We start from the raw sequence: 25979 nt of genomic DNA on the forward strand, positions 1-25979 counted from the left end.
CAGGGGGATGTTTTCTGGGCAGACCATCCTGCGGCTCGGGCTGCATTTAGAGGGTTCACTTGCTAGTAAACTCGGCGCATGAGCGTACCTAAGCGACTGGTGGTGGGGCTTTCGGGGGCTTCGGGGATGCCGTATGCCCTGGACTTGCTGCAAACTTTGCGGCGGATGCCCGGGCTGGAAACCCACCTGGTGATGACCCAGGGGGCCAAAAGGGTCCTGGTAGAGGAAGCGGAGCTAAGCCTGGAGGCGGTGGAGGCCCTGGCCCACGTGGTGCACCGCAGCAGTGACCTGGGAGCTCCAATTGCATCGGGAAGTTTTCGCACCGCCGGCATGGTGGTTGTGCCATGCAGTGCGACCACCCTTTCCAAGGTGGCCTACGGCCTGGCCGATAACCTGCTGACCCGGGCCGCCTACGTAACCCTGAAGGAGCGACGCCCTCTGGTGCTGGTGCCGCGCGAGACCCCTTTGCCCTTGCCGAGCCTCGAGGCCATGGTCAAGGCGGCCCAGGCGGGGGCCACCATCCTGCCGGCTGCCCCCGGCTTTTATCACAAACCCAAGGCCATAGACGACCTGCTGGCCTTTATGACCCAGCGCATCCTGGATTTGTTTGGCCTCGAGTACCCCCGGGCTCCCCGCTGGGGTGAGGTGCGGGAGCTCGAGCTCGACTAGCGCAGGAAAAACAACCCGTACACCACCCCAATCAGGATGCGGTAGATGGCAAAAGGCACGAAGCTGTTGCGGCTCACAAAACCCAAAAGCCAGCGCACCGTTAGCAAAGCCGACACAAAAGCAGCCAGGAAACCCACAGCCAGCAGGCCCCAGCTATCGGTGCGGAACTCGCCCATGTTGCGTACCAGTGAGAACCCGGTGGCCGAGAGCATGGTGGGTACGGCCAGGATGAAGGAAAACTCGGCTGCGGCTCGGCGCGAAAGCCCCAGGGTCATGCCCCCCACGATGGTGGCCCCGCTGCGCGAGACCCCCGGCATCATGGCGATGGCCTGAAACAGCCCAATTAAAAAAGCGTGTGGCGCAGGCATCTGGTTGACGTCGTCGTAGCGCTTATGGTGCTGTAGCCAGCGATCCACAAAAAGCAAGAGGATGCCCACCCCAACCAGGTTAATCACCACGATCAGATCGTTGCCTAAAAACACGTTTTCGATGAGATCTGCCAGCAAAAAGCCCAGGATGCCGGTGGGAATGAAGGCCACAATAATGCGCTTCCAGACCTCCATGTCCTGCAAGAAACGCTTGAAGTACAGGGCCAGAACAGCCAGAATGGCCCCAAGCTGTATAACCACCACGAAGCTCTTGATGAAGGGGTCATGCTCGATGTCGAGCTGGAGCAGGTGGGCCGCCAGGGTAAGGTGGCCGGTGGAGGAGATGGGCAAAAACTCAGTCAAGCCCTCCAGGATTCCCAGGATGAGCGCTTCGAAAACCGTCACGTCCCAGAGGATACCATGCGAGGTTTGAGCGGGCCGCGCAGACGCGGTAGGATTCCAGGCGTGAAGGTTTCGGTACTATTGCCCGCGGCGGGTTCGGGTGAACGGATTGGGCGGGGGCCTAAAGCGTTTTTGCGGGTGGGCGGAAAGACCCTGCTGGACTGGGCGCTCGAGGGTTTTGCCTGGGCCGACGAGCTGGTGGTAGCCCTGCCGCCTGGTTTCCACAAGGATGGTCTAAAAAGCGTCCCGGGGGGCCAGACCCGCCAGCAGAGTGTGTATAACCTGCTACAGGCCGCTACCGGCGAGGTGGTGCTGGTGCATGATGTGGCCCGGCCCTTTGTGGTACGGGCAGCGGTAGAGCGGCTGATGGAGGCTGTGCTGGCCGTGGGGGCGGCCACCCTGGCGGTGCCGGTGCCCGATACGCTGGTGCGGGAAGAAGACCAGCAGTACGGCGAGGTTATCTCCCGCGAACACTACCGGCTGGTTCAAACCCCCCAGGGCTTCCGGCGAGCCATCTTGTGGCAGGCCCATCAGCAAGCCCGAAGCGAGGGGGTTGAATTTACCGACGATGCCCAGCTGGTTCAGTGGCTGGGCCATCCGGTGGCCCTGGTCGAGGGCGACCGGCGGATGTTCAAGGTGACCTATCCCGAAGACCTGGCACTGGCAGAAGGGTTGGCGCAAGTATGGAACTATTAGCCCCGGCCAAGGTTAATCTGGGCCTTTCGGTGCTGGGTCGTCGGCCCGACGGCTACCACGAGCTGCATACCCTGTTCGCGGCATTGCGGGTGGGCGACCGGCTCTGGGTGGAGGCCATCCCTGAAGGGATCGAGCTGGCGGTGCGGGGTCAGGGCCTTCCCGCCAACACCGACAACCTGGTGTATAAGGCCGCGCTGGCCTACCTGAACGCAGCAGGCTGGCCCGGCGGGGTAAAGGTCGTGCTGGAGAAAAACCTCCCCCTGGCGGCTGGGCTGGGTGGAGGCTCGTCCGATGCGGCGGCGGTACTGCGGGCTCTGGCCAGGCTCTACCCAGCGCCCCTCGAGCTGCCCTCGCTGGCCCTGAAGCTCGGGGCTGATGTGCCGTTTTTCCTGGGGCCCGGTCTGGCCGAGGGGCGGGGTGTGGGTGAGCGGCTCACCCCTTTACCGCCGCTGCAGGCTGCGCTGGTGCTGGTTAATCCGGGCATCGCGGTCTCGGCTGCTGAGGCCTACAAAGGCCTTACGCCCGAGATGTGGCAGCCCGAGCTGGACGTTGCTGGGATACAGGCAGCCATACAGGCAGGGGAGGAGCCCCCCTACTGGAATACCCTCGAGCGCCCGGTTTTCCGAATGCACCCCTATCTGGAGGCCCTCAAGCAAGAGCTCTACCGCCTGGGCCTCAAGGGCGTGCTGATGTCGGGTTCAGGCTCCACCCTGTTTGGTCTGGCCGGCGATGCCTTAGAGGCCCAACACTTTGCCGAGGTTCTGCGCAGCAGGCACCCTTCTTTTTGGGTGGTGGCCTGCGAAACCGTAAGCTAAGTGCTGTACATTTCTCCAATCAGGCCTTATCATTCAGGCGTCATCGGGGGTGCCCGGAAGCGCCGGGCTGAGAAACACCCTTTGAACCTGATGCGGTTTGCACCGCCGTAGGGAGCATGACGCGATACCCTCCCGATGACATGGAGGGATTTTTTATGCACAAAACCCGAAAAATCGGATGGCTGGCCTGGCTCGGTGTGCTGTTTGCCCTGCTGGCGATGGGGTTTTACCCTGCGCTGGCTCAGCAAGCCACCCTGACCGTCCTTACCCACAACAGCTTTAGCCTCGACAAGAACTTGATAGCCAGCTTCGAGCGCGAGAGCGGTATCAAGCTTCGCTTCCTGAAGGGGGGCGATGCTGGCGAGATGCTCAACAAGGCCATTTTGAGCAAGGGTGCGCCCATTGCCGACGTCATCTACGGCTTCGACAACACCCTGCTCTCGCGCGCGCTCCAGGCCGACATCCTGCAGCCATACCGCTCACCCGAACTGAGCAACCTGCGCCCTGAGCTCCTGCTCGACCAGACCTTCCGGGCCACACCGGTGGATTTTGGCTATGTGGCCCTCAACTACGACCGGGACTACTTCAAGGACAGGCCCCTGCCACAGCGCTTCGCTGACCTGGCTTCGCCCGAATTCGCCGGGCTGCTGGTGGTGCAGAACCCGGCTACCAGCTCGCCAGGGCTGGCCTTCCTGCTGGCAACCGTAGCGGCCTTCGGGGAGGAGGGCTATCTGGACTTTTGGGAAGGCCTGCGCAAGAACGGGGTGCGGGTGGTCAGTGGCTGGAGTGAGGCTTACTACACCCACTTCACCCGGGCTGGGGGCGACCGCCCCCTGGTGGTCTCGTACAGCACCAGCCCCGCCGCCGAACTCTACTACAGCGAGGCCAAGCCCAAGCCCAGCGAGCCCCCCACAGCCAACCTTTTCCTGCCGCGCAGCTCGTTTTTTCAGGTGGAGTATGTGGGCATTCTGAAGGGTACGCGCAACCTGCGGGCGGCCCAGCGTTTTGTGGACTGGCTGCTTTCCAAGCCCGTTCAAGAAAATATCCCTACCCAGATGTGGGTGTATCCAGCCCGGCGTGAGGCCCGGCTGCCAGAGGTGTTCCGCTTTGCTCAGGTGCCACCCGAGCCTGCCCGCCTAACGCCGCAACAAATAACCAACAACCGCGAGCGCTGGATTCGCGAGTGGACGCAGGTGGTGGTACAGGGTCAGGCTGCAGAGGCGGTACGGGCCCGGCGCTAAGCCGCCGGGCCACGGGCGGGGATGCCTGGCCTTCCGGTAAACTTTGCAGGTATGGCCAAGGGTCCTCGCAGGCCAAGCACAGGCGCACACTGGCTGGCCCTGCCGGTAGTGGTGTTTTTGGCCCTGGCTTTGCTGTATCCGCTGGGGCGTATCGTGGCCCTGGGCCTGAGCGAGGGTTTTGCCGCCGCCCTGACCGACCCCTACTACCGCTCCAGGCTGGCCTGGAGCCTGGCCTATGGCCTGGGCTCCTCGCTTTTGTGCATTCTGGTCGCCCTGCCCCTGGCCTACGCCTTCCGCTACCGCTTCCCTGGCAGGGACTTCTGGCTGGCCTTCTCGGTGGTTCCTTTCGTGCTGCCCACCCTGGTGGTGGCGATGGGTTTTTTAAGCCTGGTGGGCCCCCGGGGCCTGCTGGGCCTGAACCTCTACGGCACGCCCTGGATTTTATTCTGGGCCAGCCTGCTCTATAACCTGGGCCTGGTGCTGCGCCCGCTGGTGGCTTTGCTGCCCAAGCTGAGCGCCCCCATGCAGGCGGCCCGCACCCTGGGGGCCAGTCCCGCCAGGGCTTACCTGCGGGTGGGGATACCCCTCCTGGCCCCAGCCCTTTTGTCCGGCGGAAGTCTGGTGTTTTTGTTTAGCTTTACCAGCTTTGGTGTACCCCTGTTGCTGGGTGGGCCGGGGTGGGCCACCCTCGAGGTGGCCACCTACTACGCGCTGGCCCAGCGCCTGGCCTTCCCCGAAGCCAGCGCGCTGGTGCTCATGCAGCTGGTGGTTACTGGGGTGGTGCTGGGGTTTTACCTGCGGCTGCAGGCAGGTTGGGTGGTGGGGCTCGAGGGCACAGAAGCCCCCCGCCCTCTTGCCAGGGGTCGCGCCCTGGGCCTGGCCTTTGGCGTGACCGGGTTTTTTGTGCTTTTGTACAGCCCCCTGCTGGGCCTGGTATGGCGCGCACTGGAACGCCCCGAGGCCTGGATTTCGGTGTGGCAAAGCCCCGACTTTACCCCGGGCCTCCTGGCCCTGCAAAACACCCTGGCCTTTGCCGGGCTGGCTTTGCTGTGGGTCTTCCCCCTAGGTACGCTGTACGCCTATGCCGTCTGGCGGGGGGCCCGCTGGTTGGATGGGCTGGGCCTGCTGCCCCTGATGGTTTCGCCGGTGGCGGTGGGGCTGGGGTACCTGCTGGTTTACCCCTGGCTCAGGGGCTCCATCTGGCTGCTGATTGGTGCTTACACCCTACTAAGCTACCCCCTGCTAACCCGTACCCTGCTGCCAGCCCTGCGGGGGCTGCCCAGGGGGGTGCTCGAGGCCGCCCGGGTGCTGGGAGCCCCGCCCTGGCGACGCTTTATACGGGTGGAGTGGCCCCTGGTGCGACCCTCGACCACGGCTGGCCTGGCCCTGGCGCTGGCCGCCATTATGGGCGAGTTTGGGGCCACCCTAACCCTGCAACGCCCGGAGTGGGCCACCTTGTCGCTTGCGGTATACGAACGTCTGGGTCGCCCTGGGGCTACCCCTTTTTACGAGGCGGTGGTGCTGGCGGTGGTGCTTATGGCGCTTTGTACGGCGCTGCTGCTGGGGTTACAGAAGAGCGCCTGGGAGCGCTGAGGTGCTAGGCCCGCACCTCCCTCCGCTGGAAGAGCACGTAGGCCAGCGCAAACAGCAACAAGGTGAGGGCGATCAGGCCTGTAAGCTGGGGCCAGGCCAGCAGGAAGCTCTGCCCCAGGGGGAGGGGTGCGCCCAACAAAGCCCCCTCGAGCTGGCTGATGAGCACTGGCCCCAGGCTGCGCACCCCAGGGTTCAGCAAGGCCTGGATGGCCTCGGCGTACAGGGTGTTGGGCGAGAGGCGCGAGAAAGCCAGCAAAGCCTGGGTCTGGCGCAGCTCGCTCTCGGGGTCGAAGGGGTCGAAGGGGGCCACGGCTTGGGCCAGAAGCTGACTGATGATGCCCCAGAACAGGGCGAAAAAAAGCCAGACTGCAATGGCCGCCAGCGCCGAGGTGGCCGCACTACGAAAGAGCACCGAGGTCACCAGGGCAATACCCAGCCAAACCCCGGTATAGGCCAGGGTAGCCAGCAAAAAGAGCAGGGCTCGAGCTACCTCCTCGCTGCCTGGCGGTACGCCCAGGAAAATCAGGCCCAGGCCCACCACCAGCAAAAACAAGGCCAGCAGAATCAGGGCTAAGGTGGCCAGTCCGGCTAAAAACTTGCCCCACAGCAGGGCGTCGCGGTAGATGGGCTGGGCCAGGATGCGCGAAAGGGTGTTGCGGTTGTACTCGCCGTTGATGGCGTCGAAACCCAAAGCGATGGCCGCCAAGGGCAGGAAAAAGCTCAAAAAGGCCACAAACGAGGGTAGGGGATCCTGAGCCGCTGTGAAGACCCGCAGCAGAAGGAAGGGGTCTTCGCTGATGGTCTGGCGCAGGGTCTGGGCCCCGGCATAGACCGCGCCCACAGCCGAGAGCAGGATGAGCACCTCCAGGATTCGCATCCGGGTGCTGCTCAGGTGATCGGCCATCTCCTTGAAGAAGACCGCCCACAGCCCCGTCCAGGGGGAGCCCTCACGCCGGGGTTTGCTCGAGCTACGCAGCATGGCGCACCTCCTGGAAGTAACGGGCATACACTTCGTCTAGGCTGGGCTGCTCCAGTAAGAGGCTTTGCAGGGCGGCCCCGGCCTCGAGCACGGTTCGGGCCACCTGGGGCCGGATGTCCTGGCGGGCTTCCAGCCTGAGCCCATGCGCATCGGTTTGTACCCCACTTACTTCGGGCAGGGCCTGTAGCCGCTCTGCCAGGCCCTCCAGTGGGGTGGCCTCGAGCCGAATTCGGTAGGCACCCCCTAAAACCCGCTGGGCCAGCTCTTCTACCCGCCCTTCCAGCACCAGTTTTCCCTTATGGAAAAGCCCCACCCGGTCGCAGATGGCCTGCACCTGGTGCAGCAGGTGCGAGGAGAGCAGCACCGTGATCCCCTCGGCTTTCAGGCTTTGAATCATCTTTAAGAATTGCTGTGCTGCCTCGGGATCCAGGCCCAGGGTGGGTTCGTCCAGGATGACCACCTTGGGTTCTTTTAATAGCACCTCGGCCAGCCCCAACCGCTGGCGCATGCCCCGGGAAAAGGCACTTACCGGGCGCTGGGCCACCTCGGCCAGGCCCATGCGCTCCAGCACCCGCTCGATGCGCTGCTGGGCCAGGGCTTTGGGCAGCCCATTCAGGCGGGCGATGTAGGCCAGGTTCTCCCAGGCCGTCATCTCGCCATAAAAGCCCACCGAGTCGGGCAGGTAGCCCACCTGCCGTTTGAGCGAGAGGGGTTCGCGGGCCGGGTCGAGGCCCAGCACCCGCACCATGCCCGCGCTGGGCTCGGTAAGGCCCAGGAGCATCAGGATGGTGGTGGTTTTGCCCGAGCCGTTGGGGCCTAGAAGGCCATACACCTCGCCCGCCTCGATGCCAAGCTCGAGGTTATCTACCGCCACCACCTTGCCGTAGCGTTTGGTCAGGCCTTGGGTTTCGATGACCATAGGGCCTCCTAGCGCCGCCCAAAGCGCGAGACGGCAAAGCCCACTGCGCCCACCGCCACCGCAATCAGGGCCACCCCGACCAGCCCCCACAGGGTAGAGGTTTGCACGGTAACCCGGTAATCGGCGGAGGCCTGGGCGCTACCGGCAGAGGCCCGCAGGGTGAGCATGTAGTCGCCCGCCACCGCCCTGGGCGAGGGTTTGATTTTTGCCGTGACCTCCGACTCGGCGCCTGGGGCCAGCTTCTCCAGCTTGTCGGGCTCGAACTTAACCTCCCAGCCCGAAGGCTCGCTGGCCGAAAGCTCGAGGTTTTCGGCTGGTGCGCTGCCGGTGTTTTTAACCACCAGTTTGACGGGGTTCTCCCGGCCCGCATAGGCCCGCCCAGAAAGCCGCCCCTCGGGGGTGGTCAGGCTGAGCTCGACCTGCCCGGTGATGTCCAGGTTGACCACCAGCTCGGCCTTGGCTTCCCCGGCCAGGGCCCGCAGCGTAACCGCATAGATCTTGGCCTCCACCTGCCGCGGCGGGGTGACCTGCACCTCGAGGTCCTTGTTCTCGCCGGCCTTCAGGGGCAGGCTGTTGACCTCCTGGCCGCCAAAGGCGGTGCTAAAGCTGACCCGGAAATTCTCGGGAGCATCGGCCTCGAGGTTGGCCAGCAGGTCCTGGTCGCTTTCATTCTTGAGGGTTACGCGGTAGCGGAAGCCAGCGGTTGGGGTGCCCTTGAGCACCGGAAGCTCGGTCTCGAGGGACAGCCGCTTGGGTAAGACCTGGCCCAGCGTGAGTGTAATGGGTAGCTCGGCCCGTGCCCCGCTGCCTTCGGCCAACAGGCGGAAGCGGTAGGTGCCGGGCTGCACGTTGGGTGGTGGTTCCAGCCGCAGGGAAAGGCTCTGTTCCCCGTCGGGCAGCACATAAACCGCACTGACCACCCGGCCCCCACCCAGCAGGCTGGCCTTCCAGCCCTGGGCCAGCTCGACTAAGCGTACCTGTACGGTCTGGGGCGGCAGGTTGTAGCCCTTGAGGGTGATGGGCAGGTTAATGGTTTCGCCCAGCCGCACGCTCTGCGAAGGGTAGGGCGTGTACAGGGCCAGGCCTCGGAACCCCTGGGCCAGGCCCAGGCTCGTCAGCAACAGCAGCATGGCAAGTAGGCGTGGCACGTTTCACCTCCAGACGAAGTTTTTCATCTGTGAATCTAGGCAAGAAAGATGAAATATGCATTAGAGTCATAACGATACTTGACAAAATAGCGCTCAAGTTTTATATTGTTGCGCTGTAGGGAAGACAATCCACAAACCCCTACGTAAGGAGGTTTCAGTATGCTGGACATTGTTCGGAACGTGCCTGTTCAGACCATGCCTCTGCGGAGCTGGAATCTCTCGAGCGTAAGCGACGTCTTTAGTGAGTTTGACCGGCTCTGGAACGAGGTGACGGCTTCTTTTGGCAGCCCATTGCCCACCAGCGCCTATCCCTACGATCTTTACGAGACCGGGGACAGCCTGGTGCTGGAGGTGCCGGTGCCAGGCCTGCGCAAGGACGACCTCGAGGTTCGCCTGGAGGGCAATCAACTGACCATTCGCGGCACCTACCCGCAAGCCCAGGGCACCGAGGAGCGCCGCTACTGGTCGCGGGGTCTGCCGCGCGGAAGCTTTGTGCAAAGCTTTACCTTGCCCGCCTCGGTAGAGGTAGACCGGATTCAGGCCACCATCACCGATGGTCTTCTGCGCCTGACCCTGCCCAAAGTTGAGCAGGCCCGGGTACGCAAGATTGCCATTACCTCTGCTTAAAGTCCTTCAGCCCGTCACCAACATTTGCGTCCTGCACAGCACAGTTGCCTCCCATCCGGGAGGCAGCGCCTGTGAAGAGTGCGATGGGGCGCACAACCTCCTCGAGTCGCAGCTCCACACATGAGCGCTACGGCACCACCTGCCGACCGGCCTGGTGGAGCCGCTTATTTTTTGGGGTGCAACAACCCGGCCAGCAGGGTAATCACCACCGCCAGCCCTGCCACCACCGCAAAAGATGCCCGCAGCGAGGTGGCTTCGGCGATAAGGCCGATGGCGGGTGGCCCGGCCAGAAAGCCCAGGTAGCCCAGCGTAGCCACCGAGGCCAGGGCCACCCCCGGTTGCACCCCCGGTACCCTTCCGGCGGCGCTGAAAACCAGTGGAAAGAGCGTGCAGTAGCCCAGCCCCACCATCACAAAGCCCAGCAGGGCAACCTCGGGGCGGCTGGTTGTGAGGGTTGTAACGAAGCCCAGCGCAGCCAGCAGGCCACCCGAGCGGGCCAGGGCCACCGGCCCAAACCGGTAAATGAGGGCATCGCCGCCCAGGCGACCGACCACCATCGCCACCGAAAATGCCCCAAAGCCCAGCGCGGCTACTGCTTCGCTGGTGCCAACTTCTTGTTTCATGAACACTGCGCTCCAGTCGGCGACTGCACCTTCGCCCAGGCCGGTGCAAAACACAATTAGCCCCAGGCCTAAAAGCACCCCTCTGGGCCAGACAAAGCGCGGCCCGCCCACAAGCGGTCGAACCTCGAGCAAATGCCGAATAGCCCACAGCATCAGCAGCCCCGAGCCCAGGGCCACCCATACAAAAAAAGGCAGCGGGGCCATCCCAATAGCGGCAGCCGCCCCCCCTAGCGCTGCGCCTACCAGGCCCCCCAGGCTAAACAGCGCGTGAAAGCTGGACATGATGGGCCGGGCGTAGCGTTTTTCGGCTTCCACGGCCTGGGCATTCATGGCGATGTCCATGGCGGCATTGGTAAAGCCAAAGACAAACAGGGCCAGGGCCAGCGTCCAGCCACTGGGGGCCAGGGCCAGCAGGGGCAGCGTGGCGCAGTTTCCCAGGGCAGCCCCTGCGAGTACCGGACGGCTACCCCAGCGGGCAATCAGCCAGCCGGTGAGGGGCATGGCCAGCACCAGCCCAATGGGGGCTCCTGCAAGCACCAGACCCAGCTCGCCGGCGCTAAGGCCCAGGTGCTGCTTGATGGCGGGAATGCGCGAAACCCAGGCGGCCAGCACCAGGCCGCAGATAAAAAAAGTCAGGTAGATGGCGGCCCGGGCCAGGGATAGGGTATCGGGCTTAGATGGTGTGGTGCTCACCGGCATTCCTTTCGTGTACAAGCGCTGGGTGTGGGTGCTGCTCGCGGGCTTCGCTACCTGTTTTCGGCCTTACAGCTTGCTACCGGGGCTCGAGGAACCCCCTATGGCCCTGCGGTGCGGGTCAGTTTTTCGATGAGGGCGCGATGCTGTGGGAACTGCTGGGCCAGTTCCTCGCGCTGGGCCAGTTCAAAGTCGGCAAAGTCGAAGCCGGGGGCCATGGTGCAACCCACCAGCGCAAAAGTCCCGGGGGTATCCAGGCTGGCAGCAAACCAGCAACCGGCAGGAACCACAGCCTGGAAGCAGTGTCCCTGGCTGGGGTCGGGGCCCAGGTGCAGGCGGGCGAGCGCTCCTTGTGGCGATATAAGCCACAGGCTCAGGGAGGCGCCGGTGTAAAAATGCCAGACTTCGTCGCTTTGCAGCCGATGAAAGGCCGAGAAGTCGGGGTATTCCAGCAAGAAGTAGATGGCGCTGGAAAAAGGCCGCTGGCCGCTGTAACGTGGGGGCAGGTGCGGCTGTGCGATGGTCTCGCTAGCGAGGTAGGTCTGCCGGAAAAAGCCTCCCTCGAGGTGCGGTGCTAGCCCCAGGTGTTCCACCCAGAATTTGGCCTCGGACATGAACTATCTCCTATCGTGTGGGTTGTGGCTGGGTTTTAGCGCCAACGTTTTTTGCCCACCAAACGGCCCGGATCGGGCCAGATTCCATCGGCGATGAGGTGCAGCCATTGCGAGGCATAATACCCCAGCACCAGCGCCCAGAGGATTTCCTGGGAGGGTGCTTTGAGCTGGGCTTGCAGGTTGATATTTAGCCCCAGATAACTCGAGATGGCCGTGAATAGCCAGTACACCACCACGCCCATGGCGCCCAGATAGAGAATCCGGGTCAGGGGGCCCACCACCCAGGTATGGGAGAGCCCCCGGTGGGCAAACATCCAGCCGTAGGGCACCCAGAACCAGCCCAGCCAGCCCCAGCGCCCTTTGGCCCGTACCTGTTGCTCGGCCAGATCCAGGTCGGGGGTGATGAGAAAAGTGCCCAGCAAATAACTGCCCATAAAGGCTACCAGGGCAGGCTGGGAAACCTCGAGGTCTTGCTGGTAAACCCAGTAGGCGGCGCTTGCCAGCCCCAGCGCGCTTAGGTTAATGGCTTCGTGAACACGACCCGACGGCACGCCTGTAGTTTACGGGCCAGGGCTTATGGGAGGGGCTGCTGGTAACCAAATTGCAGGCCCGTCTGGTCTGGTCAGGGTAGCGGGGCTGTGGCGGCTTGGGTCAATTTTGCTTCAATCAGAACCAATGGGGTTCTTGTGAGCAAAAAACAAAAAAAATCTACAACAAGCCAGGGCCCAACTTCTTCAACAAGCACTGTTTTGGACGGAATTTGAATCTAAATCGGGGCCAGCAGAAGTCCCCGTCTCATCTATGGGCCTTTGCTTTCTGGTACACTTTGTAGCCGTGACCGTGGAGGCTCGGACTGCCCCCAAACGCGAAGCGATCCTCGAGGCAACCATCCGAGTTCTAAGGAATCGGGGGTTGTCGGGCCTAAAAATCGAGGAAGTAGCCAGGGAAGCCGAAGTCGGCAAAGGCACGGTTTATCTTTATTTCCAGGATAAACAAGACCTGCTGAAGGCGTTGGTGGAACACCATACGTTCTCCTACTACCAAAAAGTAGAGGAAGTGGTGAACCGGGACGGTCCTTTTCACGAACGCCTGGCTGAGGTGCTGCGGCTTCGCGTGGCCTGGGTTGAGGAGTGGCGCGGTTTGTGGGCAGCAGTGGCCCGGGAGGCCCAGCCCGAGGACACCACAGGGTGGCTCAGGGGTATGCACGAGCACTACCAGCGCTTGCTGGAAAAGCTCGTGCAGGAAGGCAAGGCCAGGGGTGAGGTGCGGCTCGAGCTCGACACCTGCCTGACTGCCGCCAGCATTGCCGCCCTGGCCTGTAACCCGCAGCTCGAGTTTCCACGGGAAGCCTACCTCGAGCACCTGCTCGAGGTGTTACTGAAAGGAGTGGCGTTGTGAGCGAATACCGTCCAGGAGACAAGGTTGTTTTGCCACCGTATGGTGTAGGTGTGGTGGCGGGGATCGCCCAGCGTTCGGTTGCTGGTTCAGACAAATCCTATTATCAGGTGGACTTCCCCGGAACCCGCTCGAAGGCCTACGTGCCTGTAGAAGCTCCGCAGACCACCCGTTTACGCCGGGCCTTGTCACCGGATCAGGTGAGCGAGATCCTGGCTCTGCTGCACGAAGGCCGACTGCCTTTGCCTCGCCAGTGGGCCGCCCGCCACCGCAAGACCACCGAGATTCTGGCCGATGGCGACCCCTTCCGTATTGCAACCCTGGCCGGTCAGCTGCGCGCCTGGGAGCTCGAGAAGGGCCTTCCTGACCTCGACCGCCAGGCCCTGCGTCGGGCCATGCACCTTTTGGCCGAAGAAATTTCCCAGGTGCTTGAAATTTCCCTCGAGGAAGCCCGCAAACTCTTTGAAGAAGCTGTGGGTGAGAGCCTCAACTGACGTCAGCGAAATTTCCTCAGCTACCGGTAGGGCTTTTTGGCCCTACCGGTTTTGCTGGCAAAGCATCGGTGCGGTGCTTGCTGCACTCACGCGCCGTACTTTTGCAGCTTGCCTGCGTGCGCCAAGAGCAAAGGCATCAGCTCCACCCCGCGCAGGTGGCCCAGGCTCCCTTTGGCGGCCTCGTCTTCGGTGAAGCGCTGGGCAGCGTCGTTGCGCAGCAGCGGGGCGTGCAGCAGCAGCGGCACCGGGTGCCAGGAGTGGGCTTTCATCAGGCTAGGGGTGGAGTGGTCGGCGGTGATGGCCAGCACATCGGGCTTCAGGGCCAGCAGTTGCGGCAGCAGGTGGTCAAAAAGCTCTACCTTATGCACTTTCTCGCTAAAGTTGCCATCCTCCCCAGTGGAGTCGGTCTTTTTGAAGTGCAGGTAAAAGAAGTCGAAGCGCTCCCAATTCTGCTGCAAGGCTTTTACTTTGCCCTGGGGGGCATCCTCCACCCCCTCCACCGGCAGCACCTCCATGCCCACCAGGCTGGCCAGCCCCTTGTACATGGGGTAGCTGGCAATACAGGCCGGCGTGAGCTGGTACACCTCGGACATCAAGGGGAAGCGGGGACGCTCGGAGATGCCCCGGAACAAAGCACCGTTAATCTGGGCCTCGTCGGCCAGCACCGCGCGAATGCGCTCGGACAGCCGGTTGAGCACCTGGGCGGTGCGCTGGCTCTTGCGGTCGCTTTTGTCTTTGGGCTCGGCTGGTAGGGGAGGCACCCCGGTTTTCTGGGGGTCGGTGTCGGTCACCTGTTCGCCCAGCCCCTCCCCGCGCAAAATCACCACAAAGCGGTGCTCGCTTTCGGTGTAGAAGTGCACCTGCACGCCCTCGATCTCCTGGATGGCGGCTTTGAGCCTGCCCATCACCCGTATGTTCTCGGCATCGCTGGGGCGGCCTGCCCGGCGGTCTACTACCCGGCCCTGGGCGTCCAGGGTGGCAAAGTTACCACGCACCCCCACGTCGCCGTCTTGGAAGTCGGCCCCAATCCCGATGGCCGAGAGCGCCCCCCGCCCCACCAGGTACTGGAAGGGGTCGTAGCCAAAGAGCGAAAGGTGGCCGGGGCCCGAGCCGGGGGCCAGGCCGGGGTAGACCGGGGTCAAGAGCCCCAGTGCGCTCTGTTGCGCCAGCGCGTCCAGGTTGGGGGTATGGGCCGCGGCAAGCTCGGTGGGGCCGCCTTTTTCCAGTGGCAGCCCGCCCACGCCGTCCAGAACGACCAGTAGGATTTTGGAAGGGGTTTTTTGCGCCAGCTCGGCGATGATGGGAAGCATGTCCATGCGCCCATTCTACCGATGGAAAATCGTCTGCCTAGCTCGCGGCTCGTGGGGGTTTAGAAGCGGAAAACCCCCAGCCGCACCCGCCCGCTGGGGGTGTCCAGGAACTGCTCGAGCAGATTCCCCGTAAAGGCCTGCCCAAAACCGCCCACCCTTACCCCACCCCGCAGCAGGTCGCCTGAGGCCGTCCAGAAGTCGGCCTCGATGGGGTTGCCGTCGCGGAAGACCCGCTTGATCAGGCCGTTTTGCAGGCGGAACTGCTGGCCGCCTTCGGTCCAGGTGTTGTTGAGGGTGCGGATGGTTTGCATCACCAGGCTGCTGCTGCCCACCAGGCGGAAGTCGTAGGTCTCGCTCACCTGCACCTGAAGGCTGGGGCCTTGAAGGCTGCCCTGGAGGGTGTCCTGGTGGCGGAACTCGATGGAGCCGGGGCCAAAGTCGGAGAGCACCTGCTGGGCGTAGCTCAGGTTCAGGGTGTAGCTCTGGCCGTCGAAGACCGCGCTGCCACCCAGGCTCACGCTGAGGTTGCTGCCCTGCCGCTGGGAGCGGATGCTCAGGTTGACCGGGCCCATCTCGTTGTCGGGCTTGAGCTGGGCGCCGAACTGGAGCAGGTGGTTGCCCTTGTAGAAGGCCCTGCCCCCCCCGCTCAGGTTGCCCTGGAACTGGGTGATCCTGAACTCGTAGACCACCCCATCGCTCCAGACCACCCGCAGGCGGTCGGTGGGGCTGGCGCTGTAGGTGAAGGTGTTGCCGCTCTGGGTGAGGGTGCCGGTGAGGGCGGTGGGGTTCTGGCTCTTGCTGCGGGCCATTTCGACCAGCTCGACCAGCAGGGGCGAGAGGTCTTGCTCGAGGTCTTTGAGCCCCTCGGGCAGCATGGCCGCCGTTTTGAAGCCTGTGGCGGTTGGGTTGGGCGTGCCGGGATTCGGGCTGCCGGGGTTGGGGCTGCTGGTGCTCCCGCAAGTACACAGGCTGGCGATGAGCAGGCTGGCAAAAATCTGAGCGAAGGGTTTCATGCGCTCCTCCTTTGGAAATGGTTGGTGCCCAGTTGGGTGAGGTGCTGGGCGATTGAGTGCAGCTTAGTGGGCCAGCGTTACGCCAGCGTCTCAGCAAAAACCCCGCTCGAGGCGGGGCTTGGAGTGGACAAGGCGGGCCCTGCTACGGGTGAACGCTCAGGTCGCCTTGAGCACTGGGCAGGGGGCCGGCGTTGCGCGACACGATGCTGTTCCAGATAAAGCGGCCCATCTCTTGGCGCATGCTATCGTGCGAGAGCACCTCGGCATCGCTGGTATAGCAGCGATACCAGGAACCTGGGGCCGGCTTGCTGTCGATTACAAAGTCCAGCCTGGTGTGGTCGAAAAACTCGTTGATGGTGGTGCCCAGACGGAAGCCCATGGCCGAGTCGTACTCCACCAGACCGTCGAAGTCTACCCGGTCATCGCTGGCGGCCTGGCCGGTAGGTACGGCCCTGGGGGCCGGAACGCTGGTGAGAGGCCAGGTTAACTGCCAGTTGGGGGGGTTTAAACAGCTTGCTGGGAGGTTGCTCAGTCCATTCAACACGCCGGCAAACCATCCAGAAGTGTCGGCGGCCAGTTGTACGAAATCGCCACCCAGGTTGGTGAGGGTATTCAAGAAGCCTGCAAAGTTTAGGTTGGCCAGTTGGTTGGCAGCCCCGGTCAAACCCCCGTACTGCCGGGCCAAGGCCAGAACCACCGGGCCATAGTCCAGGGTGAGCTGGAAGCTACCGCAGCTCAGCCGGGGTACCGGTACCTGCACCGAGCCGCCCAGATCAAAACGGTAGCGCTGCATGAGGTACAGTGGCAGGGGCTGGCTGGCGGTGGCGTTGAACCCCCGCAGCAAGAAGCGCACCAGATCGCTGGTGTCCCCTCCAAACTGGGCGCGGAAGAAGAGGTTGAGATTTGGCACCAGGGTATCGAGAGCGGTGCGCGCCAGGGCCACCCAGTCGGCCCGCTCCACGCGGTCAAGTCTACCAGTAAAGCCGGATGGCGGGCGTTTAACCTCACTCCCCAATTCGATCACCTGCAGGGCATAATCTCCGATCACCGTTTGGCCTATCCACTCCTGCGAACGCGAGCCCATCTGGAGTCGCCCGGTGGCCTGATAGTCGCGCGCGACTTCGCTCAGGTTGAAGGTATCCAGCACCGTGCTGCCGGGGTTGCGGTTGCCCAGGGTGTAGATGGGGATGAGCCGGTTCTGGGCCCCAACAATGGGGGACTGGTTGGTGCGGATGGCCCGGCTGGGGTGGAGGACAACGGTGTTGAGCACCCGCCACAGGCCGGTATGGGCCTCGGTAAGCACAGGGTTGTTAGCAACCATCGCTTCCACCCCGTCCAGTGCGGCAATGACCGGTTCGGCCTGGAACACATCGTTAAACCGGACCTGGTATAGCAGGGCCAGGGTGTTCTGCAGGCTGTCCCGAAGTCGTCGCTCCACTTCATTTAGGTCGTTAAGGATACCGCGCAGGTTGCGCAGAAAGCGGCGTACTACTTCGGCTCCATCGCTTATGCGGGTGCCTTCGTGGGGGGTGGAGCTGGTGACGGCGTAGTAGGTGTGGTCGCGCAGGTAGTCCATCCTGACCCGTACCGAAAGATCGCCGCTGTCGTAGCTGGGGTCGGTGGGAACGATCAGGGGCCGCCGATTAACAGGATTGGTCACTGCTGTTAAGGCGCTGCGAGCCGGATTGGAGAGGATAAAACGGGTGACCAAACCCCCATAGCTATGGGCGACAAAGACCAGCTTGGGCTTGCGCCTAAAGCGTTGTTCGAATGCCTGTACGCAAGCGTACACTTGCTTGGTGGCATCTATGGCCTGCTCCACCAGCCCCTTGGCAGCGTCGCGGCGGCCCAGCAGCAGCGAGAGCTGAGGCGGAGCTGCCTGGTTGGGGTCATAGCGTTCAGCCGTAACCATGTCGGCCAGGTTGCAGAATTCTGGTGGGGGCGGGGTGTTGATGTCACTGCTGGCGGTGTGGGTTAAAGCATCGTTGAGGAAGCGGCTGCCGGTTACGTCCACACCTGCCAGGGTTTGCAGGGGAGTATTTTTACTGGGGTCACCCCCCAGCAGGCTCACCACGGTGGTGTAGGTCCAGATGCGCCGTACATGTTTGCGGGTTCCAGGCACCCCGTTCAGGGCTATGTCCTGGGCTGAAGGAGGGGGTATAGCGGCCGTAGCCCCGTGCAGCAAGACGATGATGGTGGGGCTGTTCTGGTAAATGCCGTAACGCAAAAGGTCAACTGGGGTTAAGTTTATGCTGCGAGGCGGCAGGTTGGGGAAGGTCACGCTGACGGTGGTGGTGCTACCGGTAGGCGGCTGGGTGACGCTCACGGGGGCGTACAAGGCGGTGCTATCCCCGGTGGCTAGGCGGGATGCGCCCGCCATCTTGCCCTCGTTGGTGACGATCAGCCCGGTGCGCTGGCCGTCCTCTTCGTTGGCGTAGAGCCCCGCGCCGGTTCCGGGCCGGGCCTCCTGCGCTGTCCAGTTCAGCGAGGTGCCGTCGGGCAGGGTAAAGCTGCCGCTGGCCGACGAACCGTTTAGGCGGCCCTCGAGGCGGTGTCCGTTGGGGGCGGTGGTGGGGTTGATCTGTCCGGCGCTCAGGGTGCCGAAGAGCCAGCCGGTGTGGCTGCCCCAGGTGTTGGGCCCCCCACAGGCATAGGCCACCAACCGGTCGTCCTGTACGACCAAGGCAATCAAAGCATCGCTCCCGGCAATCTCCCCTACAAATACCCGTGGGCCTGGGCTGGCGGTGCTGGGGCGGCTGCAACCGCCCAGCAAGGCCAGTGCGAAGAATCCAAGTACCACAAAAACCCATAAGCGCATATCTTACCTCCTCTGAGCTACCGATGTTTCTAGGTAGGCTAGGCCCAATGTAGAAGGGCAGCGTTACACCAGCGTCTCAGCAAAAACCCCGCTCGAGGCGGGGCAAGGAAAGCCGGGCATTGGGGTTACCGCAGGGCTGCGGACAGAAAGGCGAAGACCTCGAGCCCCCAAATTGGGTGGCCCTGGAAGCAAAAGTTGTGCCCGTCCTGGTTGGAAGTACCAAAGGGCGGGAAGACCTTGGCCTGGTAGGGCTTACCGGCCTTGCGTATCTCCTCCGAGAGGGCCTCGAGGGCGGCCAGGGAGTAGTCGTTTTGGGCCTGGATAAAAAACACCGGCATGGCGGCGTTGCGGGCCGCCTGGGTGAGGCGGGCTCGCAGGTCGGGCGAGGCCGGCCAGGTCTGAGCGGCCCCCGCACAGTTCACGGCGGCTTTGTAGCCTGCCTCGGGGCGCTCCACCGCCAGCATGGTCTGGATGCCTCCAAACGACCAGCCGAAGACGGCCAGGCGGCCCGCGTCCACGAAGGGCAGGCTCTTGAGGAAGGCCACCCCTGCGAGCTGGTCGGAAAGCTGCTCCTCGTGCAGGCGCACCAGGGCCTGGCTCCACTCGGCCCCCCGCAGCTTGCTCAGTTCGTCCAGAATGTAGGGGCCGGGGGAGCGCCCGTGGCCCCGGCGGTTGGGGGCAAAGAACACGTAGCCCCGCTCGACAAAAGGCACCGCTAGCTGGTCGATATAGGCCGGGTTTTTCTCGCTGCCGTGGTTGTAGACCACCGCCGGAAAGGGCCCCGGCCCCGGCGGGCGGTACAGAAAGCCGCGCAGCTCGAGGTCGCCGTTCCGGAACACCACCGTCTGAACCACCATGCCCTGGCTCCAGGCCAGGCAGCCTGCTAGCAGTCCACCCCAAAAAAGGAACGTCCTTACCCACATAACTTCCTCCTTTGGCTTAGCGCAACCGGCGCGGCCAGTGGTGTTGCAAAAACCCCATAAGCTCTTCCCAACTGGCAAACTCCCGCTCCTGGCCGGTCTTGAGGTCGCGCACGCGGTAGCTACGCCGTGGGCAGCCATTGGGGCCGGGGGTGGTGTACACCCGCACCAGGAGGCTCTGGCGTAAGCGGGGGGGCATGGACAACAGGGTAGGGGCTAAGCGTTACACCGGCATCTCAGCGATTGCGCAGGGGGAAACCCCGCTGGTTGAGTGCTTGTTCATACTGTTCCCTAAAGGGCAAGGGTAGGTTTTCCACATTCACCGCCTGAAGGATGGGTCTGGCCCGCCTCAGCTGAGTCTCGGTTCCCTGGCGCAGCAGAACCAATGCCAGGCGTACCGGGGCGGCTTCAGGGTCCATGCCAAGGGCATTGTCGAGCGCCCGATTCAGCGCATCCTCGGCCTCTGCATGCAAACCATGACGGCTGTAGAGCTCGCCCAGCCGTCCCCATGCTAGCGCCCTCAACATGGTGTCGGTGGCCTGATGGGCGATTTGCTGAAACAGTTGCATGGCCTCAGGCTCTCGGCCTAGGGACAAGTAGGCCACAGCCAGGTTGTTGCGTAAGAATTCACTGCCTTCGTACTCGCCCAGGGCCAAGGCGGCCGCGGCTTCGGCCAATCCTTCGTTGGTACGGCCCAGGCGGATGAGGCAAGCCAGAAGGTTGTTGGCAGCATCCACCTGGTAATAGCGTGCCCCCACCGACTGGGCTACCTCGAGGGCTTCTTTAAGAACAGGAATGGCCCGGGGCTCATCACCCTGGTTGTCGTAGGCGCCTCCCAGGCTAACCAATACCCCCGCCAGAGCCACCGAGGGACCATGAGAGCGCAAGCGATCCAGCAGGGGTTCCAGGATTCTGGCCGAAGTGGCAAAATCACCCTGACGGAAGGCCAGGTTGGAGCGCAGTTTGCTCAGGGCGAGCTCGAGGGAGCCCTCTTCCAGGGGTTGGGGTTCCAGATGTTGTAAACAGCGCTCCCCCTCCTCCACGGCCAAAAGGGCTTCTTCCAGCTTTCCCTGCGCCAGCAGGATCCAGGCTTCCTCCACCAGAACATGGGTTTTCCACAGCAACGGTGGGCTGCTCTGCAGCACCTGATTTACATACGCCTGGGCCTGGCCGTGCCGTCCCAACTCACGGTTGGCCTGGGCCAGCTGGGTCAAGACCTCGATTTGTCTCTCTCCAACTGCATACGGTAGTGCCCGCTCCAACACGCGAATGGCCTCCTCCAAAAAAGAGGCTGACATGTAGGTTTGTGCCCCCAGCAACCAATAGCGCACGGCCTCTGACAGGGAGGCTGCCCTAAACCAATGTTCGGCCACCACCTGGGGATCGGCCTGGCCCCCCAGATGCTCCGCCACCCGTGCGTGTAAAAGCTTGCAACGGGTAGGAGAGAGTTCACGGTAGATACCCTGCTTGAGCACATCGTGGACGAATCTTTCACCGACCACAATTCCGCCTTGCTCGGCCTCCTCCACCCCCTCCAGCACCGCCCACTCCGAAAGCCCGGTCACCCCGGCCAGCAGCTTGGGGCTAAACCCCTCCCCCACCACGCTGGCGGCCTGCACCACCCGCTGGGCGGGCTCGGAGAGGCGGCCCACCCGCCGCCGCACCACCTCGGCCACCCTGGGGGGGATTTGTAGCTCGGAATAGTCCTGGGTAATTTCGTCGAGGTCGGTGTGCCACTGGCCGCCCTCGGCCCGCAGCACCCCGTTTTCGAAGAGGGCCTTGAGGGTCTCCAGGGCAAAGAAGGGGTTGCCCCCGGTCTGGCCGTGCAGCCAGCTCGAGAAGAGCCGCGGCCCCTGGGGGGTTCCGATCAGGTCGGCCAGCAGGGTTTGTACTGCATTGGCCCCCAGGGGCTCCAGGGCCAGCTCTGCTGCCCCGCTGCTGCGCAGGGCCTCCCGCGCTTTGGCCAGGGCCGGCCCCACCTCGTGGGTGCGGTAGGCCCCAGTCCAGGGCTGGCCCCGGCTGTGCAGGTAGAGCAGCAGCTCCAGGGTGCTTTCGTCGGCCCATTGCAGATCGTCGAAGAGGAGCCGTCCGGCGGGGGCCAGGGCGCGGGCCAGGGCCTCCAGGAGCCGGGCTTTGGCGCTGCTGGGCTCGGCGGGGGGCGGGGTGAAGCCGGGGTAGACCTCCGGCAACAGGCGGGCCAGGTCTTCGCGGTAGTGGCCCAGGTCGGGCAGGGCCTCGAGGTGGGCCTTGAGGTACTCCAGCACCGGATAAAAGGGCACGTTTTCCAGCCCCTCGCGGCAGCGCAGGAGGGGGCTATCGGGAAAGACTTCCTGCAGCAAGCGGGTCTTGCCCACGCCGGGCTCCCCGTGCACCAGCAGGGCGGTTGAATCCCGCAACCGGGCCTGTTCGGCCTCGCGGCCCACCAGCCGGGGAGGTCTGAGCACCTCGAGGGGAATCCGGGGCGGGGGCTTGGGGGCAACCGCCTGGAGGGGCTCGGCCCGCCGCAAGGATGCGGCCAGCTCCTGGGTGGCCTGCATGGGCTCGAGGCCCAGCTCGTGTTTTAACTCCTGCACAAAGCGCTCGTAAAGCCGCAGGGCAGCCTCGCGCTGGCCGGCCAGGTAGGCGGCCCGCATATAGTTTTGCAGCACATCCTCCGCCAGCAGGTTGTGCCGCAGAATTTCCGCCAGCATCAGGCTGGCCTCCGGGTGCTGCTGGGCCTGTTGCAGGGCCTCGGCATGGCGCTGGGCGGCGTTTTGCCAGGCCTCCAGCAGGCTTTCGCGCTCGAGGGCGGCCCAGTCTTCCAGCGCGGGGGTGTTCTGCCAGGGAAAGTCCTGCAAGAAAGGCCGCCGGTGGAGCCTGACCGCAGCCGCCCAGTCGGCCCGGCCCAGCGCGGCGCGGAACTGGGCTACGTCGGTCTCGATGGGAAAGCGCAGCCGGTCGCGCTCGACCTCGAGGCCAGTGGCCCAGGGCAGGCTTCTGGCCCGATGCAGGTTGACCCGCAGGTTGTGCCGGGCTTCTTCCTCGGGGCTCTCCGGCCACAACAGGTCGGCCAGGCTGTTCCGCTTCACCCAGGCCCCCTGGCAGGCCAGGTAGACCAGCAGGTAGGCTGGGCGCGAAGGGGTCAGCTCGAGGCGCACCTCACCCACCCGCACGTGGGGCTCGTCCAGCAGGTACAAGCAGGCAGGAGGCATAGAAGCTCCGGTGGGTTTGGCCCTATTGTAGCGCCGGATAGGCCCGTTGCAAGGGCGTAGCGGCAAGACTCTCAGTAAAAGATAGGAGGCCGGCTCGACATCCACTCCTCGGGCAGCAGGCTGTACATGTAGAAGTCCCAGGGCTCCCCGCGAATCCAGCGCCAGCGGCGCAAAAGCCCCTCGCGCTGGAAGCCCAGCTTTTCCAGCGCCCGCTGCGAGCGGGGGTTGCGCACATGCACAATGGCCTGAATACGGCGCAGGTCCCAGGGCCCAAAGGCAAAGTCGAACAGCACCACCTTGGCCTCGGTGTTGAGGCCGGTTCCCCAGTAGGGCCGCCCCAGCCAGGTCTCGGTCTCGCCCAGCTTGTTGGGCCAGTCCAGGTGCAGCCCAATCACGCCCGCTGGGTTGCCCCCAATCTCGATGATGAAAAAACCTTCCTTGGCCTGCAAATGCTCCAGGTACTGGTAGGTTTCGTCCAGGTGCTGGTGGGGGCTCCAGTACACAAAGGGGGCCAGCCCGGGGTCGGACATCAGGGCAAACAGGGCCTCGGCGTCCTCTGGGCGTGGGGGGCGGAGCAGAATGCGGGGGCCGCGCAGTTCCATGTGCTTTTAGCATACGAAAAAAGACCCGCCGAAGCGGGTCTTCTGTTGCAGGTTGCTGGTTTTACGGACGGGCCAGGGTGATTACGGGGGAGGTCCAGCTTTCCCAGTGGGCCGGGTTGTTCTCGTCGCCCAGGGCCTTGAGGGCACGGATGCGCACCACATAGCTGCCGTTGGGCACGGTCTTGAACAGTGAGTTGTCGCCGTTGCCGTTGTCCATGTTGCTGTGGATGCGGGTGCCATCCCAGGCGAAGGCGAAGAAACCTGTGGTGGTGGAGTTGCGCCCGACGTACTCGAGGTCCACAAACTTGTTGAAGACCGGGTGTACCGGGCGGTGGTTGGAGGCGTTCAGCACCTCAAACTGCAGCTTGCTGACCTGGTGAGCCAGGTGGACCAGGAAGTAGGGGATGTCGCCGCCTTGCAGGGTAAAGGTGCTGGGGCCGGTCTGGCGAACGTAATTGGTGCCCACCAGGCGGGCCAGCCAGGGGAAGCCGAAGGTTGTGGGCGCAAGGGCCTGGATGCCCTGGTAATCGCCCTTGAGGCCTGCGTAGGGCACCCGGGCTACGGTCGCGCCTTCGCTGTTGCGTATCACCACGTACCCGCCGAACTGGGCCAGGTTGGCCAGACCGGCGTTGGGGGTAATGGTCACGTTCACGCTGGCCGAGCTTCCCGGCCCCACCGTGATGCTGGGGCTGCTGAAGGACACCAGGGAGGGTGCATTGAAGTAGCTAACGGTGAAGGTGCCCGTAGTGGCAGGGGCAGCCACATGGCTGAAGGTGTAGGTCTCGCTGTCGTTGCCCAGGTTGTGAAGGGTAAGGCTGCGGGTGACCGAGCCGCTTTCGACCTCGCCCAGCGACAGCTTGCCGGGGGTGACGCGGGTGGTGCTGTTGAGGGCGTCCACAACCTGCACCATGCCCGCCCCCTGACGGTGCACGATGTCCGGCAGACCGGTGGCTGGAGCTACAGAAAGACGCTTGGGGTCGGAGGTGTTTTGCAGGATGGTGCGCATCTCCGAGGCCGGGGTGCCGGGCTTGGCCTGGAGGTAAAGGGCCACCACACCGGCCACGTGCGGGCTCGACATCGAGGTGCCGCTCAGGGTCGCAAAACGCCCCTTCTCCAGCGGATAGGTGGAGTAGATCAGGCCGCCGGGTGCGCCCAGGTCGGGCTTGAGGGTCAGGTCGGGCGAGAGGCCGATGGAGCTGAAGCTGCTAATCAGGTTGCCGGTGGGGTTGGGGAAGGAGCCCGACTGGTTGGTCCAGGTGAGCGTGACCGGGCCGGCGGCCAGGCGGTTGTTAATCAGCACACCTTCGGTATCGGAGATGGCGACCACCGGAATGGTGATGGCAGGGGTGCCAGCCACCGTTGGTGAGAAGCGTCCAGGTGCGTTGTTGTACAGCACAACGGCGGCGGCTCCGGCCTGCTGCGCGTTGAAGGCTTTTTGGTAGAAGGTGCAGCCGCCGCGCCGGATCAGCGCTGCCCGGCCTGCCAGGCTGCCTGCTGGCAGCGGATTGCAGGCATCGCTGGTTGCGGTGGGGGTGCCGGTGCGGGCCATGGGGAGGTTGCCAGAGGTGGGCGGTGTGGGCGCTCCGGTGGCTGGTCCGTAGCCGATGGCCTGGTTATCGGGGGAGATGGTAAAGAAGTTCAGGAAGACCGCCACATTGTCGTAAGAGGCCACCCCGATCACGTCTTCACCCACACCCGGGGCGCCCAGCGAGAATGCGCCGTTGGCTCCGCTGTTGCCAGCCGAGGCCACCACCACCACGCCCTTCTTGACCAGGCGGTTGGAAACCACCGCGGTGGGGTACTGGGGCCACTGGAAGGCGGCGCCCAGGCTCATGTTCACCACGTCCATGCCGTCTTTGTAGGCTTTTTCCAGGGCCGCGATGATCACATCGGCGCTGGACGAACCCTCGCAGCCAAACACCCGGTAGGCGCCCAGGATAACCTCGGGAGCTACGCCTTTGACCGTACCGTTGGCGCCGGTGATTCCGGCCACGTGGGTACCGTGCCCGTTGCAGTCGTCGCCGCCGGGGCGGGTGCCGGGGCCGGGCTGGGGGATGGGGATGTTGTTGTTGGGGTCGGCTGCGTTGTAGGCATCGCCCACGAAATCGAAGCCGTAGCGGATGCGCCCGGCAAAGTCGGGGTGCTCGAGGTCAATGCCGGTGTCGATGATGCCGACCTTGACACCACGCCCGTTCAGGCCCAGGGTATCTTGCGCGATGTTGACCTGGGTCTGGGTGATGGCGGTGAACATGTCGGTCTCGCTGCCCCCGTCTACGGGCTGCGGCGCACTGACGGTGAGCACCGGCCAGACTGCCTTCACGCCGGGAATACCCCGCAGCTTGGCGGCCTCGCTGGCGCTGGCCTCTACCGAGAGGCCGTTCCAAAGCTCACTGTACTCGAAGCGCTCGCGGAACTTCACACCATTGGCCTGGGCCAGGGCGCGGAAGTTGTCTTTGTCGGCCTTGACCGAGGCATCGCTGCCCCCTTCTATCTTAGATTTGCCCGAGAGCTCCACCAGCCAGGCGGTGGGGGTCTCGTCCACCATCTCGGCTGCGCCAGCGTTCAGGGCGCTTACACTGGTGGCGATCTCCTGCACAGGCTCAAACTGGGGCTGCACACGCTGGGGGCCGGAACAAGCAGCTAAAAAAGCGGCCAATCCGATCCCTAAAATCATCAATCTACGCACGTAGACCTCCTTGGGATACTGATCTAGACCTGATGCGGTCAGGGGCTATCAAACTGCAAGATAACTTTATGTGTCAAGCCTGCTGCGTACTTTGTAGCGGTCAAGAACGTTATTCTTTCTGTTAAATGGACGTTACCGGTAAGTAATTTTTTGTTAATTTCTT

General features: G+C 63.8%; 23 protein-coding genes and 1 riboswitch. Of the genes, 8 read left to right on the forward strand and 15 right to left on the reverse strand.

Annotated elements, in window-relative coordinates; translation table 11 throughout:
- The first annotated feature begins 78 nt into the window (after positions 1–78).
- Positions 79–669, forward strand: coding sequence for a UbiX family flavin prenyltransferase (locus ABWU19_RS04290; RefSeq protein ID WP_435900527.1), 591 nt, complete (start codon positions 79–81; stop codon positions 667–669).
- Here ABWU19_RS04290 and ABWU19_RS04295 read toward each other — a convergent pair.
- Complete coding sequence (locus tag ABWU19_RS04295) at positions 666–1442, reverse strand: undecaprenyl-diphosphate phosphatase (RefSeq protein ID WP_435900528.1); 777 nt, start codon at positions 1440–1442, stop codon at positions 666–668. The two genes, ABWU19_RS04290 and ABWU19_RS04295, sit on opposite strands and share 4 nt — an antisense overlap.
- A 60-nt stretch (positions 1443–1502) precedes the next feature.
- Here ABWU19_RS04295 and ispD point away from each other — a divergent pair, with 60 nt between their 5' ends.
- From ispD to ABWU19_RS04315, 4 genes are all read left to right on the forward strand, one after another.
- Positions 1503–2135, forward strand: coding sequence for a 2-C-methyl-D-erythritol 4-phosphate cytidylyltransferase (ispD, locus tag ABWU19_RS04300; RefSeq protein WP_435900529.1), 633 nt, complete (start codon positions 1503–1505; stop codon positions 2133–2135).
- The gene (locus ABWU19_RS04305; RefSeq protein ID WP_435900530.1) at positions 2123–2950 is read left to right on the forward strand and encodes a 4-(cytidine 5'-diphospho)-2-C-methyl-D-erythritol kinase; all 828 of its coding nucleotides are present in this window, start codon (positions 2123–2125) and stop codon (positions 2948–2950) included. The genes ispD and ABWU19_RS04305 overlap by 13 nt, the downstream gene beginning before the upstream one ends.
- A gap of 35 nt (positions 2951–2985) precedes the next feature.
- Positions 2986–3082: riboswitch (TPP riboswitch) on the forward strand.
- Between the two features lie 86 nt (positions 3083–3168).
- Positions 3169–4191 (forward strand): thiamine ABC transporter substrate-binding protein, encoded by a 1023-nt coding sequence (locus ABWU19_RS04310; RefSeq protein ID WP_435900558.1) that lies wholly within the window; start codon positions 3169–3171, stop codon positions 4189–4191.
- A 51-nt stretch (positions 4192–4242) separates the two neighbouring features.
- Positions 4243–5784 carry an ABC transporter permease gene (locus ABWU19_RS04315; protein ID WP_435900531.1) on the forward strand — a complete coding sequence of 514 codons (1542 nt, stop codon included), beginning with the start codon at positions 4243–4245 and terminating at the stop codon, positions 5782–5784.
- A 4-nt stretch (positions 5785–5788) separates the two neighbouring features.
- Here the strand turns inward: ABWU19_RS04315 and ABWU19_RS04320 are convergent, their stop codons facing one another.
- Genes ABWU19_RS04320 through ABWU19_RS04330 form a run of 3 tightly spaced genes read right to left on the reverse strand, consistent with a single transcriptional unit; the run spans position 5789 to position 8812 of the window.
- Positions 5789–6763: an ABC transporter permease gene (locus tag ABWU19_RS04320; protein WP_435900532.1), complete on the reverse strand. Its 975-nt coding sequence runs from the start codon at positions 6761–6763 to the stop codon at positions 5789–5791.
- Positions 6753–7682 (reverse strand): ABC transporter ATP-binding protein, encoded by a 930-nt coding sequence (locus tag ABWU19_RS04325; protein ID WP_435900533.1) that lies wholly within the window; start codon positions 7680–7682, stop codon positions 6753–6755. The genes ABWU19_RS04320 and ABWU19_RS04325 overlap by 11 nt, the downstream gene beginning before the upstream one ends.
- Before the next feature lie 8 nt (positions 7683–7690).
- Positions 7691–8812 carry a COG1470 family protein gene (locus ABWU19_RS04330; RefSeq protein ID WP_435900559.1) on the reverse strand — a complete coding sequence of 374 codons (1122 nt, stop codon included), beginning with the start codon at positions 8810–8812 and terminating at the stop codon, positions 7691–7693.
- Positions 8813–8989: 177 nt separating this feature from the next.
- Between ABWU19_RS04330 and ABWU19_RS04335 the strand changes: the two genes are divergently transcribed.
- The gene (locus tag ABWU19_RS04335; RefSeq protein WP_435900534.1) at positions 8990–9457 is read left to right on the forward strand and encodes an Hsp20/alpha crystallin family protein; all 468 of its coding nucleotides are present in this window, start codon (positions 8990–8992) and stop codon (positions 9455–9457) included.
- A gap of 164 nt (positions 9458–9621) precedes the next feature.
- Here the strand turns inward: ABWU19_RS04335 and ABWU19_RS04340 are convergent, their stop codons facing one another.
- The 3 genes from ABWU19_RS04340 to ABWU19_RS04350 form a co-directional block, all read right to left on the reverse strand.
- Positions 9622–10773 carry an MFS transporter gene (locus ABWU19_RS04340; RefSeq protein ID WP_435900535.1) on the reverse strand — a complete coding sequence of 384 codons (1152 nt, stop codon included), beginning with the start codon at positions 10771–10773 and terminating at the stop codon, positions 9622–9624.
- A 101-nt stretch (positions 10774–10874) separates the two neighbouring features.
- Positions 10875–11387, reverse strand: a complete 513-nt coding sequence (locus ABWU19_RS04345; protein ID WP_435900536.1) for a cupin domain-containing protein — start codon at positions 11385–11387, stop codon at positions 10875–10877.
- A gap of 35 nt (positions 11388–11422) precedes the next feature.
- On the reverse strand, positions 11423–11938 hold the full coding sequence (locus ABWU19_RS04350; RefSeq protein WP_435900537.1) for a metal-binding protein: 516 nt from the start codon (positions 11936–11938) through the stop codon (positions 11423–11425).
- A gap of 250 nt (positions 11939–12188) precedes the next feature.
- On the opposite strand from ABWU19_RS04350, the gene ABWU19_RS04355 reads away from it, so the two are divergent.
- Together ABWU19_RS04355 and ABWU19_RS04360 are read left to right on the forward strand one after the other, a co-directional pair.
- Positions 12189–12785, forward strand: a complete 597-nt coding sequence (locus ABWU19_RS04355; protein ID WP_435900538.1) for a TetR/AcrR family transcriptional regulator — start codon at positions 12189–12191, stop codon at positions 12783–12785.
- Positions 12782–13276 (forward strand): CarD family transcriptional regulator, encoded by a 495-nt coding sequence (locus tag ABWU19_RS04360; RefSeq protein ID WP_435900539.1) that lies wholly within the window; start codon positions 12782–12784, stop codon positions 13274–13276. The genes ABWU19_RS04355 and ABWU19_RS04360 overlap by 4 nt, the downstream gene beginning before the upstream one ends.
- Positions 13277–13362: 86 nt before the next feature.
- Here ABWU19_RS04360 and ABWU19_RS04365 read toward each other — a convergent pair whose 3' ends face one another.
- The 8 genes from ABWU19_RS04365 to ABWU19_RS04400 all read right to left on the reverse strand — a co-directional run bounded on the left by ABWU19_RS04365 (position 13363) and on the right by ABWU19_RS04400 (position 25816).
- Entirely contained in the window at positions 13363–14592 is a 1230-nt protein-coding gene (locus ABWU19_RS04365; RefSeq protein ID WP_435900540.1) for a 2,3-bisphosphoglycerate-independent phosphoglycerate mutase, read from the reverse strand.
- Between the two features lie 53 nt (positions 14593–14645).
- Positions 14646–15599: a hypothetical protein gene (locus ABWU19_RS04370; protein WP_435900541.1), complete on the reverse strand. Its 954-nt coding sequence runs from the start codon at positions 15597–15599 to the stop codon at positions 14646–14648.
- Positions 15600–15741: 142 nt separating this feature from the next.
- Complete coding sequence (locus tag ABWU19_RS04375) at positions 15742–18417, reverse strand: hypothetical protein (RefSeq protein WP_435900542.1); 2676 nt, start codon at positions 18415–18417, stop codon at positions 15742–15744.
- Positions 18418–18542: 125 nt separating this feature from the next.
- Positions 18543–19340 carry an alpha/beta hydrolase family protein gene (locus tag ABWU19_RS04380; protein ID WP_435900543.1) on the reverse strand — a complete coding sequence of 266 codons (798 nt, stop codon included), beginning with the start codon at positions 19338–19340 and terminating at the stop codon, positions 18543–18545.
- A gap of 16 nt (positions 19341–19356) precedes the next feature.
- Positions 19357–19536, reverse strand: coding sequence for a hypothetical protein (locus ABWU19_RS04385; RefSeq protein WP_435900544.1), 180 nt, complete (start codon positions 19534–19536; stop codon positions 19357–19359).
- Positions 19537–19573: 37 nt separating this feature from the next.
- Positions 19574–22528 (reverse strand): ATP-binding protein, encoded by a 2955-nt coding sequence (locus ABWU19_RS04390; RefSeq protein WP_435900545.1) that lies wholly within the window; start codon positions 22526–22528, stop codon positions 19574–19576.
- 71 nt (positions 22529–22599) lie between these two features.
- A complete protein-coding gene (locus ABWU19_RS04395; protein WP_435900546.1) occupies positions 22600–23130 on the reverse strand; it encodes a GNAT family N-acetyltransferase in 531 nt (176 codons plus the stop codon).
- A 61-nt stretch (positions 23131–23191) separates the two neighbouring features.
- A complete protein-coding gene (locus ABWU19_RS04400) occupies positions 23192–25816 on the reverse strand; it encodes a S8 family serine peptidase (RefSeq protein WP_435900547.1) in 2625 nt (874 codons plus the stop codon).
- Between the last annotated feature and the right edge of the window lie 163 nt (positions 25817–25979).

The organism is Meiothermus cerbereus, from assembly GCF_051297115.1.
In the GTDB taxonomy this organism is placed as follows: domain Bacteria; phylum Deinococcota; class Deinococci; order Deinococcales; family Thermaceae; genus Meiothermus; species Meiothermus cerbereus_A.

Excerpts from the sequence above, each read along its gene's own strand:
- ABWU19_RS04395 (WP_435900546.1), bottom strand. The coding sequence starts at position 23,130 with ATGGAACTGCGCGGCCCCCGCATTCTGCTCCGCCCCCCACGCCCAGAG.
- ABWU19_RS04355 (WP_435900538.1), top strand. The coding sequence starts at position 12,189 with ATGGGCCTTTGCTTTCTGGTACACTTTGTAGCCGTGACCGTGGAGGCT.
- ABWU19_RS04290 (WP_435900527.1), top strand. The coding sequence starts at position 79 with ATGAGCGTACCTAAGCGACTGGTGGTGGGGCTTTCGGGGGCTTCGGGG.
- ABWU19_RS04380 (WP_435900543.1), bottom strand. The coding sequence starts at position 19,340 with ATGTGGGTAAGGACGTTCCTTTTTTGGGGTGGACTGCTAGCAGGCTGC.
- ABWU19_RS04390 (WP_435900545.1), bottom strand. The coding sequence starts at position 22,528 with ATGCCTCCTGCCTGCTTGTACCTGCTGGACGAGCCCCACGTGCGGGTG.
- ABWU19_RS04375 (WP_435900542.1), bottom strand. The coding sequence starts at position 18,417 with ATGCGCTTATGGGTTTTTGTGGTACTTGGATTCTTCGCACTGGCCTTG.
- ABWU19_RS04325 (WP_435900533.1), bottom strand. The coding sequence starts at position 7,682 with ATGGTCATCGAAACCCAAGGCCTGACCAAACGCTACGGCAAGGTGGTG.
- ABWU19_RS04330 (WP_435900559.1), bottom strand. The coding sequence starts at position 8,812 with ATGCTGCTGTTGCTGACGAGCCTGGGCCTGGCCCAGGGGTTCCGAGGC.
- ABWU19_RS04385 (WP_435900544.1), bottom strand. The coding sequence starts at position 19,536 with ATGCCCCCCCGCTTACGCCAGAGCCTCCTGGTGCGGGTGTACACCACC.
- ABWU19_RS04310 (WP_435900558.1), top strand. The coding sequence starts at position 3,169 with ATGGGGTTTTACCCTGCGCTGGCTCAGCAAGCCACCCTGACCGTCCTT.
- ABWU19_RS04345 (WP_435900536.1), bottom strand. The coding sequence starts at position 11,387 with ATGTCCGAGGCCAAATTCTGGGTGGAACACCTGGGGCTAGCACCGCAC.
- ABWU19_RS04365 (WP_435900540.1), bottom strand. The coding sequence starts at position 14,592 with ATGGACATGCTTCCCATCATCGCCGAGCTGGCGCAAAAAACCCCTTCC.
- ABWU19_RS04370 (WP_435900541.1), bottom strand. The coding sequence starts at position 15,599 with ATGAAACCCTTCGCTCAGATTTTTGCCAGCCTGCTCATCGCCAGCCTG.
- ABWU19_RS04315 (WP_435900531.1), top strand. The coding sequence starts at position 4,243 with ATGGCCAAGGGTCCTCGCAGGCCAAGCACAGGCGCACACTGGCTGGCC.
- ABWU19_RS04320 (WP_435900532.1), bottom strand. The coding sequence starts at position 6,763 with ATGCTGCGTAGCTCGAGCAAACCCCGGCGTGAGGGCTCCCCCTGGACG.
- ABWU19_RS04305 (WP_435900530.1), top strand. The coding sequence starts at position 2,123 with ATGGAACTATTAGCCCCGGCCAAGGTTAATCTGGGCCTTTCGGTGCTG.
- ABWU19_RS04335 (WP_435900534.1), top strand. The coding sequence starts at position 8,990 with ATGCTGGACATTGTTCGGAACGTGCCTGTTCAGACCATGCCTCTGCGG.